The 15,052-nt window shown below is 67.8% G+C and carries 14 protein-coding genes and 1 tRNA gene; 11 read left to right on the forward strand and 4 right to left on the reverse strand.

Translation table 11 applies throughout. From position 1 onward, the window contains the following. The first annotated feature begins 11 nt into the window (after window positions 1-11). On the forward strand, window positions 12-446 hold the full coding sequence (locus AC3A6B_RS20775; RefSeq protein WP_487838551.1) for a DUF1841 family protein: 435 nt from the start codon (window positions 12-14) through the stop codon (window positions 444-446). Here AC3A6B_RS20775 and AC3A6B_RS20780 read toward each other — a convergent pair. Beyond that, the gene (locus AC3A6B_RS20780) at window positions 422-1,390 is read right to left on the reverse strand and encodes a LysR substrate-binding domain-containing protein (RefSeq protein WP_487838552.1); all 969 of its coding nucleotides are present in this window, start codon (window positions 1,388-1,390) and stop codon (window positions 422-424) included. The two genes, AC3A6B_RS20775 and AC3A6B_RS20780, sit on opposite strands and share 25 nt — an antisense overlap. A gap of 100 nt (window positions 1,391-1,490) precedes the next feature. Between AC3A6B_RS20780 and pcaH the strand changes: the two genes are divergently transcribed. Both pcaH and pcaG read left to right on the forward strand, forming a co-directional pair. Beyond that, window positions 1,491-2,192, forward strand: a complete 702-nt coding sequence (pcaH, locus tag AC3A6B_RS20785) for a protocatechuate 3,4-dioxygenase subunit beta (protein WP_487838553.1) — start codon at window positions 1,491-1,493, stop codon at window positions 2,190-2,192. Window positions 2,193-2,208: 16 nt separating this feature from the next. Further along, the gene (gene pcaG, locus AC3A6B_RS20790; RefSeq protein WP_487838554.1) at window positions 2,209-2,814 is read left to right on the forward strand and encodes a protocatechuate 3,4-dioxygenase subunit alpha; all 606 of its coding nucleotides are present in this window, start codon (window positions 2,209-2,211) and stop codon (window positions 2,812-2,814) included. A 62-nt stretch (window positions 2,815-2,876) separates the two neighbouring features. Here the strand turns inward: pcaG and AC3A6B_RS20795 are convergent, their stop codons facing one another. Beyond that, entirely contained in the window at window positions 2,877-3,560 is a 684-nt protein-coding gene (locus AC3A6B_RS20795; RefSeq protein WP_487838555.1) for a c-type cytochrome, read from the reverse strand. 148 nt (window positions 3,561-3,708) lie between these two features. On the opposite strand from AC3A6B_RS20795, the gene AC3A6B_RS20800 reads away from it, so the two are divergent. The 8 genes from AC3A6B_RS20800 (at window position 3,709) to AC3A6B_RS20835 (ending at window position 13,783) form a co-directional block, all read left to right on the forward strand. Next, the gene (locus AC3A6B_RS20800) at window positions 3,709-4,551 is read left to right on the forward strand and encodes an AAA family ATPase (protein ID WP_487838556.1); all 843 of its coding nucleotides are present in this window, start codon (window positions 3,709-3,711) and stop codon (window positions 4,549-4,551) included. Continuing rightward, window positions 4,548-4,796: a hypothetical protein gene (locus AC3A6B_RS20805; protein WP_487838557.1), complete on the forward strand. Its 249-nt coding sequence runs from the start codon at window positions 4,548-4,550 to the stop codon at window positions 4,794-4,796. The genes AC3A6B_RS20800 and AC3A6B_RS20805 overlap by 4 nt, the downstream gene beginning before the upstream one ends. Window positions 4,797-4,798: 2 nt before the next feature. Further along, window positions 4,799-5,407 (forward strand): GNAT family N-acetyltransferase, encoded by a 609-nt coding sequence (locus AC3A6B_RS20810; protein ID WP_487838558.1) that lies wholly within the window; start codon window positions 4,799-4,801, stop codon window positions 5,405-5,407. Window positions 5,408-5,413: 6 nt separating this feature from the next. Then, window positions 5,414-6,601, forward strand: a complete 1,188-nt coding sequence (locus AC3A6B_RS20815; protein WP_487838559.1) for a vWA domain-containing protein — start codon at window positions 5,414-5,416, stop codon at window positions 6,599-6,601. Window positions 6,602-6,756: 155 nt separating this feature from the next. Further along, the gene (locus AC3A6B_RS20820) at window positions 6,757-7,677 is read left to right on the forward strand and encodes a 2OG-Fe(II) oxygenase (protein WP_487838560.1); all 921 of its coding nucleotides are present in this window, start codon (window positions 6,757-6,759) and stop codon (window positions 7,675-7,677) included. Window positions 7,678-7,740: 63 nt separating this feature from the next. Next, window positions 7,741-9,633, forward strand: a complete 1,893-nt coding sequence (locus AC3A6B_RS20825; protein ID WP_487838561.1) for an autotransporter assembly complex protein TamA — start codon at window positions 7,741-7,743, stop codon at window positions 9,631-9,633. A gap of 1 nt (window position 9,634) precedes the next feature. Further along, window positions 9,635-13,684: a translocation/assembly module TamB domain-containing protein gene (locus AC3A6B_RS20830; protein WP_487838562.1), complete on the forward strand. Its 4,050-nt coding sequence runs from the start codon at window positions 9,635-9,637 to the stop codon at window positions 13,682-13,684. A 24-nt stretch (window positions 13,685-13,708) separates the two neighbouring features. After that, window positions 13,709-13,783, forward strand: a tRNA-Arg gene (locus AC3A6B_RS20835). A gap of 69 nt (window positions 13,784-13,852) precedes the next feature. Here the strand turns inward: AC3A6B_RS20835 and AC3A6B_RS20840 are convergent. Both AC3A6B_RS20840 and AC3A6B_RS20845 read right to left on the reverse strand, forming a co-directional pair. Beyond that, window positions 13,853-14,068 carry a hypothetical protein gene (locus AC3A6B_RS20840; protein WP_487838563.1) on the reverse strand — a complete coding sequence of 72 codons (216 nt, stop codon included), beginning with the start codon at window positions 14,066-14,068 and terminating at the stop codon, window positions 13,853-13,855. A gap of 559 nt (window positions 14,069-14,627) precedes the next feature. After that, the gene (locus AC3A6B_RS20845; protein ID WP_487838564.1) at window positions 14,628-14,915 is read right to left on the reverse strand and encodes a hypothetical protein; all 288 of its coding nucleotides are present in this window, start codon (window positions 14,913-14,915) and stop codon (window positions 14,628-14,630) included. Between the last annotated feature and the right edge of the window lie 137 nt (window positions 14,916-15,052).

Genomic DNA, 15,052 nt, shown 5'->3' on the forward strand with positions numbered 1-15,052 from the left:
AACCTCGACGCATGTTCAATCCCTCTCCAGAGGAAGTGCGTCGTTTCTTCTGCGACGTCTTCGCCAAGAGCCGCCAAGGCCTGCCGATGGAAGCGCTGGAGATCATCGCCAGCCGCTGGATCGACGAACACCCCGAGTACCACGCCGACCTGGCCGATGCCGATGCCGCGGTGGCACGGGTCTACGACGGCAAGGACGGGCGCGAGAACCCTTTTCTCCATCTCTCGATGCATCTGTCGATCAGCGAGCAGTGCTCGATCGACCAGCCGCGCGGCATCCGCCAGGCGGTCGAGCTGCTGGCCGCGCGCCGCGACTCGCTGCTCGATGCGCACCACGAGGCGATGGAATGTCTGGGCCGGATGATGTGGGAGAGCCAGCGCGCCGGCCGGCCGCCCGACGGCGAGGCCTACGTGGCCTGCGTTCAGCGGCGCGCCACGCGCGACTGAGTCGGCTGCGTCTTGCCGCTCTCGCGCAGCAGCGCGACCAGCAGTTGCCGCGCGGCCGAAGGCTCGGCGTCGCTGCGCAGCAGCAGACCCACGGGCTCGTCGGTGCCGGCGGTATCGATCGGCAACTGCACGAGCTGCCCGCTTGCCAGATCGTCACGCGCGGCGCCGATGGGCGTGAACCAGACGGCGTCGGAACGGATCAGCAGCGCGCGCGCCACCGAGAGATCCAGCGTCTGCGTCACATGCGCGGGCAGGCGCAGGCCCAGGCCGGAGAGAAAGCTCTCGGTGTGGTGGCGCGGGATGGTGCCTTCGCCGTAGACCACGAGCGGATGGCGCAGCACCTCCTGCACCGAGGGCGCGCCGCTTGCCAGCGGATGGCCGGGCCGTGCCACCAGCGCCAGCGGCTCGGTGTAGAGCAGCTCGAAGGTGAGCCCGGCCATCAGCTGCGGGTCGCTCATGCGGCCGGCCACCAGGTCGAGGTCTCCGGCGCGCAGGGCATCGAGCAGCGGGCCGTTGGCGCCGGTCTGCACCTGCACCAGCAGCGTGGGCAGCCGCTCGCGCAGCGCCGCCAGCGCCGCGGGCAGCAAGGACGGCGCGACGCTCGGCAGCGCGCCGATGCGCAGGCGCTGCGGGCGCGTGCCCGAGGCCGGCATCACCGCTTCGGCGCTGGCATCGAGCGCTTCCAGCACGCGCAGCGCATGCGCCAGCAATTGCTCCCCGGCCACGGTGAAGCCCTGGATGCCGCGCCGGCCGGCGCTGCCGCGCTCGACCAGCCGGGCGCCGGCCAGGGTTTCGAGCTCGGCCAGGGTCTTCGAAACCGCCGGTTGGCTCAAGGCCAGGCGCTCGGCCGCCCGCGCCAAGTGGCGCTCCTGCGCCACCGCCACCAGGCAGCGCAGGTGCCGCAGCTGGACGCCGCGGACGAAAGCTTCGGAGCTGGCCGCCATTGAATTACTGTTGGTTATGAAAAATCGCCGAGACGTCAATTTACATCAGCAATGCGCATGAATAGAGTTCATTCATCCCCTCGATCCCGGAGATAAGCCCATGACCACACTCACGCCGCGCGACTGGCCCAGCCATCCCTCCTACGTTTATTCCGGCTACAAGTCGACAGCCAAGCGCGGGCCGCTGCAGCCGCTGATTCCGCTGAAAGCCTCGCTCGGCGAACTGCGGCAGCCGGTGTACGGCCACAGCAGCATCGGCGAGCTCGACCACGACCTCACGCGCAACGCACGCAGGAACGGCGAGCCGCTGGGCGAACGCATGATCCTCACCGGCCAGGTGCTCGACGAGCGCCGGCGACCGGTACGCAACACACTGGTCGAGCTGTGGCAGGCCAACGCGGCCGGCCGCTACGTGCACAAGGTCGACCAGCACGACGCGCCGCTGGACCCGAACTTTCTCGGCGCCGGCCGCTGCCTGACCGACAGCGAGGGCCGCTACCGCTTCCTCACCATCAAGCCGGGCGCCTATCCGTGGGGCAACCATCCCAATGCATGGCGGCCGCAGCACATCCACCTGTCGCTGTTCGGCGAGCACTTCGCGAGCCGCCTGGTGACGCAGATGTACTTCCCCGGCGATCCGCTGATGCAGTACGACCCGATGATCACCGGCACGCCGGAGAAGGTGCGCAACCGGCTGGTCTCGGACTTCAGCCTCGACGTCACGGAAGAAGGCTACGCGCTCGGCTACGTGTTCGACATCGTGCTGCGCGGCGCCGACGAAACGCCCTTTGAACATCGCTGAGCCAGGAGCCACCCGCATGATGAGCGCACTCGAAACCAATTTCGGCCAGACCCCTTCGCAGACGGTCGGCCCCTACTTCGCCTACGGCCTCACGGCCACCCAGTACGGCTACGACTTCGATCAGCCCTTCGACGCAGTGCTCGCGCTCGACGGCGCGCGCGGCGAGCGCATCCGGATCGAGGGCCGCGTGATCGACGGCGACGGCAAGCCGATCAACGACGCGCTGGTCGAGATCAGCCAGGTCGACGGCAACGGTGCCTATCCCCAGTCGGTGGAGGACGCGCAGGCCATCGGCTTCCGTGCCTTCGGGCGCGCGGGCACCGGCACCGATGCGCAGAACCGCTTCGTCTTCCACACCGTCAAGCCCGGCGCTGAGACGGCGGGCGAAGCGCCGCACATCAATGTGATCGTGCTGATGCGCGGCATGCTGCTGCATGCGTTCACGCGCATCTACTTCAGCGATGAAGCCAAGGCCAATGCCGGGGACAAGGTGCTTGCGAGCGTGCCGGTAGAGCGCAGGAAGACGCTCGTCGCCGAGCGCAGCGAGACGGGCGGGGCCGTGACCTATCGCTTCGACATCCACATGCAGGGCCCGCAAGAGACCGTCTTCTTCGATATTTGAAAGGACAAAACAAAGCCCGCTGAAAGCGGGCTTTGTACCTGTGAGGCTTCGCCTTTCGCCGGTTATTTGGCGCGGTGGATGCGCGACTCCGGCACCGTCTTCAATTCGCCGGGCAGCGAACTGATGTAGCTGGCCAGTTCCTTGAGCTCGGCATTGCTGAACTTCTTGGCCTGGCCGCTCATCACGCCGTTGGAGCGGCCGATCTGCTGGTTCTTGTCGGTCTTGTACGACTTGAGCGCCACGTAGAGGTAGTCGGCATGCTGGCCCGCGAGCTTGGCGACCGTACCGTCGTTCGGCGTGTTGAAGTTAACGCCGTGGCACTTGGTGCAGGCGTTGTCCTTGTCGCGCGAGATCAGGGCCTGCACGCGCTCGCTCGGCTGCTTGGCGGCGGTGGCCGGGGGAGCGTCGCCTTCCTGCACGCCGAGTTGGCTGTAGTAGGCGGAGAGGTCGGCAATGTCCTGCTCGCTCAGCGTGTCGGCGATGGCGCGCATGGTCGGGTGTTTGCGGTCGCCGCCCTTGTACGCGGTGAGCGCCGAGGCGATGTAGGTGGCGCTCTGGCCCGCGATCATCGGGACCTTGTGGATTTCAGGGAAGCTGGCCTGGTAGCCGATGATGCCGTGGCAGCCCACGCACATCGCGACCTTCTTCGAGCCGTTTTCGGCATTGCCGGTGATCTTCTGGGCCTGGGCCGAGACCGTCACGCAAGCGACAGCAAGGGCAAACATCGTGGTCAACAACTTGTTCATTTTGCGCGCACAATCTCGTGGAGATACAGATTTCAGATCAACTTTTGATTATATGCGGGGGCCTTCACAGCCCTGAGCGTGAAGCCTCGGGCGCTGCGCAACGCAGATGAATGATGTGTCCTTTCATCCACCCTGCTCCACGCCACTCATGAAATTCAAGGGTTCCGACAACTACGTCGCCACACAGGATCTGATGCTCGCGGTCAACGCCGCCATCACGCTCAAGCGCCCGCTGCTCGTCAAGGGCGAACCCGGCACCGGCAAGACGATGCTCGCGGAAGAAGTGGCGCAGGCGCTCGACCTGCCGCTGCTCCAGTGGCACATCAAGTCGACCACCAAGGCCCAGCAGGGCCTTTACGAATACGACGCGGTGAGCCGGCTGCGCGATTCGCAGCTGGGCGACGAACGCGTGAAGGACATCCACAACTACATCGTCAAGGGCGTGCTGTGGCAGGCCTTCACCGCCGACGAGCCGGTGGCGCTGCTGATCGACGAGATCGACAAGGCCGACATCGAATTCCCGAACGACCTGCTGCGCGAGATCGACCGCATGGAGTTCTACTGCTACGAGACGCGCGAGCTGATCCGCGCCAAGCACCGGCCGGTGGTCTTCATCACATCCAACAACGAGAAGGAGCTGCCCGACGCGTTCCTGCGCCGCTGCTTCTTCCACTACATCAAGTTCCCCGATGCGGACACGATGAAGAGCATCGTCGCAGTGCACTTCCCCGATCTCAAGCAGCAACTGCTGGCCTCGGCCATGAAGACCTTCTACGACGTGCGCAACCTGCCGGGCCTGAAGAAGAAGCCTTCGACCTCCGAACTGCTCGACTGGCTCAAGCTGCTGGTGGCCGAGGACATTCCGCTCGAGGCGCTGCAGAGCAAGGACGACAAGGTCGCGGTGCCGCCGCTGGTCGGCGCGCTGCTCAAGAACGAACAGGACGTGACGCTGTTCGAGAAGCTCGTCTTCATGCAGCGCCACAACCGATGAGCGAAGGCGGCCGGCATCCCACTCGCCAGTTGCTCCTGCTTGGCCTGGCACAGGCAGTGCTGTTCGTGGTGGGCGCGCTCCTGGGCCGCTGGCTCGGCCTCCTGCTGGGCTTCGACGCCTTCGGTGCCGGCGGCTACAGCAACAGCGTGATCTTCGGCATCCTCCTGATCGGCCTCGGCGGCGGTGGCGGCGTTCAGCTCGCGCGCGCCTGGTACACCCGCAAGTACGGCCCCACGAGGCACTGACCATGGCTTTTGTAGAGCCCGTCACGCTCCGCTCGCGCGGCATCGCGCTGGTGCCGCTCGCGCTGGACCACGAAGAAGGCCTGCGTGCAGCCGCGGCCGATGGCGAGCTGTGGAAGATCCGCGTGACCTCGGTCCCCGAGCCGCAGGACACGCGCAGCTACATCGAGGCCGCGCTGCAGATGCGGGAGGCCGGCAATCGCTTCGCCTTCGCGGTGACCGACGAATCCAGCGGCACCGTGCTCGGCTCCACCAGCTTTCACGACATCCTGCCCGCGGTGAAGCGCGTCGAGATCGGCTACACCTGGTACGCCGCGCGCTGCCAGCGCACGCACGTCAACACCACCTGCAAGCTGCTGATGATGACGCACGCCTTCGAAGCCCTCGGCTGCCACGTGGTCGGCTGGCGCACTGACAATTTCAATCACGCGTCGCAGCGCGCCATCGAACGCCTCGGCGCCAGGAAGGACGGCGTGATCCGCGGCCATGCCCTACGCCGCGACGGCACGATCCGCGATACGGTGATGTACAGCCTGCGATCGGGCGAGTGGCCCGAAGTGCGGGCGCAGCTGCTTTATCTGCTGGACAAGCCGCGTCCCGAACCCAAGGAGTGATGCGCCATGCTGATCGACTTCTTCTACACCCTGCGCTCGGCCAAGCTGCCGGTATCGGTCAAGGAGTACCTGACGCTGCTCGAAGCGCTGCAGGCCGACGTGGTCGGCCCGAACTCCGACGATGCCTTCGGCCTCGACGACTTCTATTACCTCTCGCGCACCGCGCTGGTGAAGGACGAGAAGCACTACGACAAGTTCGACCGCGCCTTCGCCGCCTACTTCAAGGGCGTCGACCTGGTGACCGACTTCACCAAGGAAGTGCCGCTCGACTGGCTGCGCAAGACGCTGGAGCGCGAGTTCACGGCGGAGGAGAAAGCCAAGATCGAGAAGATGGGCTGGGACGAGCTCATGGAAACGCTCAAGAAGCGCTTCGAGGAGCAGAAGGAGCGCCACGAAGGCGGCAGCAAGTGGATCGGCACGGGCGGCACCTCGCCCTTCGGTCACGGCGGCTACAACCCGCAAGGCATCCGCATCGGCGGCGCGGGCAAGAACAAGAGCGCAGTCAAGGTGTGGGACCAGCGCGCCTACAAGGACTACGACGACAGCCAGGAGCTCGGCACGCGCAACATCAAGATCGCGCTCAGGCGGCTGCGCAAGTTCGCGCGCGAGGGCCACGAGGACGAGCTGGATCTCGACGACACGATCCGCTCGACCGCGGCCAATGCCGGCTACCTCGACATCAAGATGCGGCCCGAGCGCCACAACAACGTCAAGGTGCTGCTGCTGATGGACGTGGGCGGCACGATGGACGAGCACATCCAGCGCGTCGAAGAGCTGTTCTCGGCGGTCAAGACCGAGTTCAAGCACCTCGAGTTCTATTACTTCCACAACTGCGTCTACGACTTCATGTGGAAGAACAACCGGCGCCGCTTCTCCGAGAAGTTCGCGACCTGGGACATCATTCGCAAGTACAACAAGGACTACAAGCTGGTGTTCGTCGGCGACGCGACCATGAGCCCCTACGAGATCCTGCAGCCGGGCGGCAGCGTCGAATACAACAACGAGGAAGCCGGCGCCGAATGGATTCAGCGCCTGACCCATGCTTTCCCGAAGTTCGCATGGATCAACCCGGAGCCCCAGGGCGTGTGGCAGTACCGGCAAAGTATCGCCGTGATGCAACAACTCGTGTCGCATCGCATGTATCCGCTTACTCTCAAGGGCCTCGAAGAGGCCATGCGCCTGCTCTCCAAATAGCTCCAGCACGCAGCACACACGCGGCGGGATAGGCCATTTGCAGGGCATCAAACGCGTAAAAAAGTTGTCACAACGCTGAGACCTGAGGTTACATTTAACACCTAAGGATTCAAATAAGGCGTTTTGTTGACGCTTGCGTCCGCAGGAGGTGTGCCATGTCTGCCGTGCTTTCTTTTCCGCTGGACTCCCCGGTACGCGAGCAGCCTTTGGCCGGCGCGCTGCTGCAAGCGCGATTTCAGCCACCGACGGACTTCATCAGCATCCGCGGCGTGCGCCTGCCGCGTGCCGAACTCGTCGACCGCTCGCTCTTCGCGCCCGATCAGCGGGAACGCCTGCACCAGAAGTTGCTGGCCGCCTCGCCGTTTCCGCACCTGGTTCTCGAGAACATCTTCCACCCGACCCTGCTGGAGCTGGTGGCCGAAGAGTTCGACATGCTTCCCAGCGACGACTGGGCCGACATCAAGACCGAGTACGAATCGACGCGCCGCTCGGTGCTCGGCGTGGCGCTGGGCCCGGCCTCGCAGCTGTACTTCGACATCATCCATTCCGGCTGGTTCATCAACTGGCTGTCGTCGCTCAGCGGCGTCGACTACCTGCTGCCCGATCCCAAGCTGTTCGGCGGCGGGCTGCACGAAAGCAGGACCGGCGCAACCTTCGCCGTGCACCGCGACTTCAATCGCCACCGGCATCTCGGGCTGAAGAACGAAATGGTCTTCATCACCTACCTCAACAAGGGATGGGACCCGGCCTGGGGTTCCGGGCTCGAACTCTGGGACAAGAAGCAGGACCGCTGCGTGACCACCGTGCAGCCCGAATTCGGCCGCACCATCCTGCTGCCGCACGGCCCCAGGAGCTACCACGGCCACACCATGCCGCTGCAGGCGCCGGACGGCCGGCCGCGCCGCTCGGTCGCCGCCTACTACTACACCAGCCCGCTCGCCGGCAAGCAGCACGGGGACGAATCGGCCTCGGTCTTCATGAAGACGCGCCGAGTCGACCGCGCCAAGGCGCTTGCCCGCATGCTGACGCCGCCTGTGGTCTGGCTGCTGGCGCGAAAGGTCAGCGGCCGCGCCTGAAAAACAGGCCCTGTGCGCCCCGCCAACCGGGGGGCGCCCTGAGCATGCTGTCAAAATGCCCGCATGCTCAGGGTGGTTCGCTCTCTCGCGCCGGCGTGGATGCCGGCGTTCTTTTGTGCAGGCACCCTTCTGTTGCAAGGGTGCAGCCTGCTGCCGAAGAGCGGGCCGGACGAAACGGAGACTGCCGCGCGCCCGGTAACGAGCAGCGACAAGCCGGCATCGCAACGCGATGCATTCACGGTGGAGGTGAAGGCGCCGGACACGGTGCGCGACTACCTCGTGCGCCATCTCGAAATCCAGCGCTATCGCCAGCTCGACGACCTCGGCGCGGCCGAACTCTCGCGCCTGATGGTGGCCGCCGAAGGGAACGCGCGCGAGCTGCTCGGCACCCTCGGCTACTTCACGCCCACGCTCACGCTGGAACTGCGCGAGACGCCTGAAGCCCGCGCGCCGCGCGAGGTGACGATCACGGTTGAGCCCGGCGAACTCGCGCGCATCGCCAACGTGCAGATCGGCTTCAGCGGGCCGATCGAGAGCGACGCCACGGCCGAGGCCCAACGCGACACGATCCGCACCGACTGGCCGCTGCGCGCCGGACAGCCCTTCACCCAGCAGGCCTGGGACAACGCCAAGGCCGCCACGCTGCGCAGCCTGACGGCCAAGCGCTTCCCCACCGGCAGCATCAGCGCGAGCCGCGCCGAAATCGACGCCGACCGCAGCGAGGCCAAGCTCAGCGTCAACTACCAGTCCGGCCCGGCCTACCGCTTCGGTCCGATCGAGGTGCGTGGCAACGAGCGCTACGACCCAGACGGCACGCGCCGGATCGCGCGCGTGCCCACCGGCACCGACTACGACCAGCAGAAGCTGCTCGATGCGCAGCAGCGCCTCGCGAGCAGCGGCTACTTCGACTCCGTCTTCCTCACCCTCGACACCAACGGCACCAATCCGCTATGGGCGCCGGTCATCGCCCAGGTGCGCGAGGCGCCGCTGCAGAAGGTGGTGCTGGGCGCGGGCTTCACCACCGACAGCGGGCCGCGGCTGTCGGTCGACCACATCCACAACCGCATGCCGCTGCTCGGCTGGCGCGCCGTCTCCAAGCTCTCGGTAGACCGAGAAACCAAGTCGCTGGGCACCGAGTGGAACGCGATTCCCGACGACAAGGGCTGGCGCCTGTTCGCCTCGGGTCTGCTGAAGAGCGAAACCTCGGGCAGCTACGAGGTCGACAGCGGCCGGCTGCGCGGCGGACGCAGCAAAGCCGGCGACCACATCGACTTCAACTACTTCCTGCAGTACGACTATGCGCAGAACCGCGGCGTCGCCGCGCCGCCGTCGGCCTCGGCGCTGAGCGTCAACTGGGGCTGGACCGGTCGCTACTTCGACGACGCGGGCGCACCGACGCGCGGCCACGGCCTGGCGCTGGAGCTCGGCCTCGGCTACACGCTGACCGGCGAGCATCTGCCCTTCACGCGCATCTACGGACGCTGGCTCGGCATCGTGCCGCTCGGCACCGTGAAGAGCGACGACGGTACGCAAGCGCGCAGCGGCCGCATCCAGCTGCGCGCCGAGGCCGGCGCCGTGGTGGCCAAGGACAGCGCGCAAATCCCCTCCACGCTGATGTACCTGACCGGCGGCGACACCACGGTGCGCGGCTACAGCTACCGCCAGATCGGCACCGTCCGCAGCGACGGCCAGATCGTCGCCGGCCGCTACCTCGGCGTGGCCAGCGTCGAATGGCAGCGCCCTTTCGTCTACCGCGGAAAGATGACCGAATGGGAGAGCACGGTGTTCGTCGATGCCGGCGCGGTGGCCGACAAGCCCGGCGAACTCAAGGCCAAGGTCGGCGTCGGCGTGGGCGCGCGCTGGCGCAGCCCGGTAGGGCCGGTCCAGGCCGACCTGGCCTACGGCGTGGACACCAAGAGATTCCGGCTGCACCTGCGGCTCGGCTTCACTTTTTAAGATGCAGCAACAGGCGCAGTCTCCCGCCCCGCTGCCGAAGCGTTCGCTCGGCCGCCGCGCGTTGCGTGCGCTGGCCTGGAGCCTCCTCGGCCTGGTCCTGCTGGTGGGCGTGCTCACGGCCGGCGCCTGGTGGTGGCTGGGCTCGAACGAATCGTTGGCCTTCGCGCTCGCACGCGCCGCGCGCTACCTGCCCGCCGGCCAGACGCTGGAAAGCAGCGAGGTCACGGGCTCGCTGCGCGTGGGAGGGCGCATCGGCTGGCTGCGCTGGCAGAGCGAGAGCCTCGCGGTGGAGGTGCATGACGCCAAGATCGGCTGGCAGCTGGCGCCGCTCTTGAAGCGCAAGGTGCAGCTCGGCGAAGTGCATGCGGCGCAGTTGCTCATCGAGCGCCGCGGCCCGGTCGAGGACAAGCCGCTCGAACCCCTGGAGCAGATCGTGCTGCCGGTCGAGGTCGAGTTGCCCTTCCGCATCGACGAACTGCGCTGGGCCGGCCCGCCCGCGCTGCAGGCCGCCCAGCTGGCCGGCAGCTACCGCTACGCCGGCGCCGAACACCAGCTCGAGGTGACCGGCGTGGACATCGCCGACGGCCACTACAGCGCACGCGTCAAACTGCAAGGCCCGGCACCGATGGCGATCGATGCCGTGCTCGACGGCCGGGTGCGTGCCCCGCTGGCCGAGGACCGCGGCATCGACGTGCTGGCCCAGGCGACCGTGAAAGGCACGCTTGCCGGCGCCGAGGCTCGGCTGGCAATAGCGGCGCAGTTGAAGCCGGCCGAAGACAGCACGGCGGCGCGGATGCAGGCGCAGCTCGACGCCCACATCGCGCCCTGGCTGTCGCAGCCGGTGATCGACGCCAAGGCCGATCTGCAGAACGTCGACCTGGCACTCCTGTGGCCCGAAGCGCCCACCACGCTGCTGAGCGGCCAGGTCGAGGCCGGCCCCGAGGCGGGCAGCGCGGGCGCCGCCACGGTCTGGCAGGCCAGCGCCGACATCCGCAACGCGCAGCCCGGCCCTTGGGACACCGGCAGGCTGCCCATCGAGCGGATCGAGGCGCGCGCCAGCTTCGACGGCACGACCTGGACCCTGCCCCAGGCGAGCGTGCGCGCCGGCGGCGGCCGCATCGAGGCCGAGGGCCGCTGGAGCCCCGCGCCCGCGCAGTGGCAGGCGCGAGCCAGGGTGCGCAGCGTGCGTCCCGGTGCACTGCATACCGAGCTTGCCGGCGCACCCGTGAGCGGCAGCGTCAATGCCGAGCAGCGCGGCGAAGCGTTGCTATTCGACGTGGCACTGCAGGCCGAGGGCGGCGCCGGCAGCAAGGCGCTGGAGGGCCTGCGCCTGGACCGCGCGCTGGCGCGCGGCCAATGGCAGGCGCAGGTGCTGGACCTGCGCACGCTGCGCATCGAGGCATCGAATGCCAGCGTCGAAGGCAAGCTGCAGGTGCGCGTCGCCGAGCAGGCCGCGAGCGGCGAGCTGAAGCTCGCGATGCCGGGCGGCGGCGCGCAAGTGCAGGGCCGCATTGCGCCGGCCAGCGGCGGCGGGGAGATCAAGGCCCAGGTCGACGATGCGGCCGCGCTGCAGGCCTGGATGGAGCGTCTTCCCGGGCTCTCGGCGGCGTTCGCGGGCACGACCGCACAGGGCAGCGCGCGGCTCGATGCCAGCTGGCAAGGCGGCTGGCAGGCCGTGCAGCGGCGCCTGCAGAACGCCAGCGAGCCGGCGCCGCGCGGCACGAGCGAGCCCACCCTGAAAGCCAGCCTGTCCGTGCCGCGCCTGGACCTGCGCCTGGCGCCGCCCGCCAACGGGCCCGCGACTACCGTGCTGCTGCGCGAGCTGCGCGCCGAACTCGCCGGCAGCCTGGCCCAGGCCACGCTGGACCTGAAGGGCGAGGCCCGCAGCGGCACGCAGAAGTTCACGCTCGACACGCGCGCCAGCGGCGGCCTGGAGCGGGCGAAACAGTGGCGCGTCGCGATCGCCGGCTTGCGCGCGCAGATGCAGGACAGCGCCGCCGCCAGCAGTGGGCCCTGGACCGTGGAGCTGAGCCGCGCAGTCAGCGCCACCCTGCGCAGCAGCACGGCCGACCGCCTCGACGTCGAGGCCTCCGCCGCGGCCGCCACGCTGCGCGGGCCGGCGCCCGGCACCGTGCGCATCGAGTGGGAACCCCTGCGCTACAGCCACAGCGGCGGCGCCTCCAACCGCGCGTTCCGCCTGCAATCGAAGGGCCGCCTGCAGGGCCTGCCGATGGCCTGGGCCGAGGCGCTGGGCGGTGGCGCCGCGCTGGCCGAGGCCGGCATCAGCGGCGACCTGCTCTTCAATGGCGAATGGGACATCGACGCCGTCGATGTGCTGCGCGCGCGTGTCCGCCTCACGCGCGAAAGCGGCGACATCCGCGTGCAGGCCGGCGAGGCCGCGCTGGTCACGCGCATCACGAGCCGCGGCACCGGCAGCGCGAGCGAACGCAGCATGAACGCGGCGGGCGACGGCCAGAGCACGCCGGCCGGCCTGCGCCAGGCCGAGCTCAGGCTCGACGCCGAGGGCGATACCGTGCGCGCCGGCCTGGCCTGGGACAGCGAGCGCGCCGGCCAGATCAATGCCGAAGCCAGCACGCGCGTGCTGCAGCGCGCGGGCGGCTGGCAATGGGCGCCGGATGCGCCGCTGAGCGGCCGCGTGACGGCACGCCTGCCCAATCTTGGCGTCTGGTCGATCCTGGCACCGCCGGGCTGGCGCGTGGCCGGCACACTGGAGGCCGACGCCGCGCTGTCCGGCAACCGCGCAGCGCCGCGCTGGAACGGCACGCTCGCCGCCGACAAGCTCGCCCTGCGCGCGCTGGTCGAAGGGCTGGACCTGCGCGACGGGCGCCTGCGCGCGACGCTCACGGGCGAGCGCCTCGAGATCACCGAGTTCACGCTCAAGGGCGGCACCGGCAGCACGGCGCGCATCCCGGGCCAGAGCGGCAACATCAGCACCGCGGCCAGCGAGGCCGCAAGCGACGGCGGCACGCTCTCGGCGCGCGGCGAACTCAGCTGGGGTGCGGCGCCGGCCGCCGGCACCGGCATCCGCATGGCCGTGCAGGCCCAGCTGCGGTCGCTGCGCATGCTGGTGCGCAGCGACCGCCAGGTCACGCTCTCGGGCGATCTGCAGACGCGGCTCGACAGCGGCCAGTTCAGCGTGCGCGGCAACCTGAAGACCGATCGCGCCGTCGTCATCCTGCCCGACGAGACCGCGCCCGGCCTGGGCAGCGACGTGGTGGTGCGCTCGGCCGCGAAGGACCGCGAGGCGGCCGAAGCCGCCCAGCGCCAGCTGGGGCGCGACGAGGCGCGGGTGGCCAAGGCGCAGACCGCCAAGCCGCCCGACATCGCGGTCACCTTCGATCTCGGCAACGACTTCGCGGTGCAGGGGCGCGGCCTCACCACGCGGCTGGAGGGCAAGCTCGACATCCGCGGCGCCGCGTTGAACGCGCCGCCGCGCATCACGGGCGAGGTCAGGACCGTCAAGGGCCAGTACCGCGCCTACGGCCAGCGGCTGGACGTGGAAACCGGCATCGCACGCTTCAACGGCCCCTACGACAACCCGGCGCTCGACATCCTCGCGATCCGGCCCAACATCTCGCAGCGCGCCGGCGTCCAGATCAGCGGCACCGCGCAGACGCCGCGCGTGCGCCTGTATTCCGAGCCGACGCTCTCGGACGCGGAGACGCTGTCGTGGGTGGTGCTGGGCCGCGCTTCGGCCACCAGCGGCGGCGAATCGGTGCTGCTGCAGCAGGCCGCGCTGGCCTTGCTGGGCGGGCTCGGCAAGGGCGGCACCGGCGGCGGGCTCGCGAGCCGCTTCGGCCTCGACGAGATCGGCTTCAAGGGCCCGGGCAGCGGCGGCGACCTGCGCGAATCGGCCGTCACCGTGGGCAAGCGCATCTCCCAGGATTTCTACCTCACCTACGAACGCAGCCTCTCGGGCACCCTCGGCTCGCTGTTCATCTTCTACGACCTGACCCGCCGCCTGACCTTGCGCGGCCAGGCCGGCCAGCAGAGCGGGATTGACCTGATCTACACGGTGAAGTACGACTGAACTGGTAAAGTCGCCACCGCCTTCGTCCTCGTAGTTCAATGGATAGAACGGGGTCCTCCTAAGACTCAGATACAGGTTCGATTCCTGTCGAGGGCACCACCTGCATCCGAACTAGCGCTGGACAAACCGGCGGGCATCCTCCGGCAGCGGCCTCTATCGGCTAGGCACTTACGTGGAGCCGCCCCACTCTTCCCGTGCGACCTCAGTAGGGTTTCGGGCGCCATGCCTGGCATACAGCTCCTCGGCGGCCTCGACTGTCTGCGCCACATCGGCGCAACCTTCTGCCAACCGTGCCCACTCCGACACAAAGGCGCATCGCCACTCCTGCTGCGGGTAGGGATGCGTGCCGAGCACGTCGAACGGCGATTTCTGTTGCTTGGTCATGGTTCCTCCTCGTCCTTGAGGCAGCGGCTTAGAAGAGCCGTCTTGCCGTAAGCAAATAGTAAGGGAAATGCCAAACAAATGTGAACTTTTCGCATACTCACGCCAGCGTGCATTTAGCTGGCAGATTGGGGAGCACACGAACTTACCTTTTAAGGTCATTCACCCGTGGAAGCCATCGGGGCTGCGACCTAATATTCGATCATGGAACCAAATCGAAACCCCGCCGAGGTTTTCGAAGAGCTGGCTGTGATGGCTGGCCTCCTGAAGGCTGGCGAACCGGTGCCGGCCGCTGTGCGGACCTTTGCTGAATGTGTGGTCACCGAGTGCGCTGCGCTCGGCGATGGCTTTGGCACCGAAGATGGGACCGCAGGGGACCAGATACGCGCCAGCTTTCTTGAGTAGCGACCTGCCGCCGAAGCCTTGATCGGCGACTATTTGAACGACGCACCTTGCCGGGGGCCGCGCACAAGACTGCAGTGCTTGCGGCCCGAACACGACTCCTCAGGAGCCCGTTCTTGACGAGGCGCTGTCCACGATTCCTGTCGAGGGCACTTGCCGACTAGGCAGAGCGATGGTGGCGAACGTCCAGCCAATCCAGCAGAGCCGTGATGGCCAGGCCGGCGAAGGACGCAACTTCCACGACCAGCGCCACCACGACAGCCAGCAGCTTTGGGTCGGGCAGATCGAACTCCAGGAGATCCAGGAGCGAACGCTCTGGCGGAGGGGATATGGGCGGAGGCGGAAAGAAAACCTCGACCCCGACCAAGCTGGACAGCGAGAGCGTCGCCAGCAGGAACATCCAGGCAAATAACCGTTGAAGTCTCTTGTGCATCTCTGCTGACCCCATGTCGCTTTGTCCTTTCCAACCCCGGTTCGGCCGTATCGCCTCATCAGACAAGGGCGCGATGGCTATTGCATTCGAGAGTACCCCTTAAGTATTCATTTCTCCATAGGCGCTTTGTCATGCAGCGGCTGCCAGAATTG

The organism is Variovorax sp. Soil_C_33 (assembly GCF_057656935.1).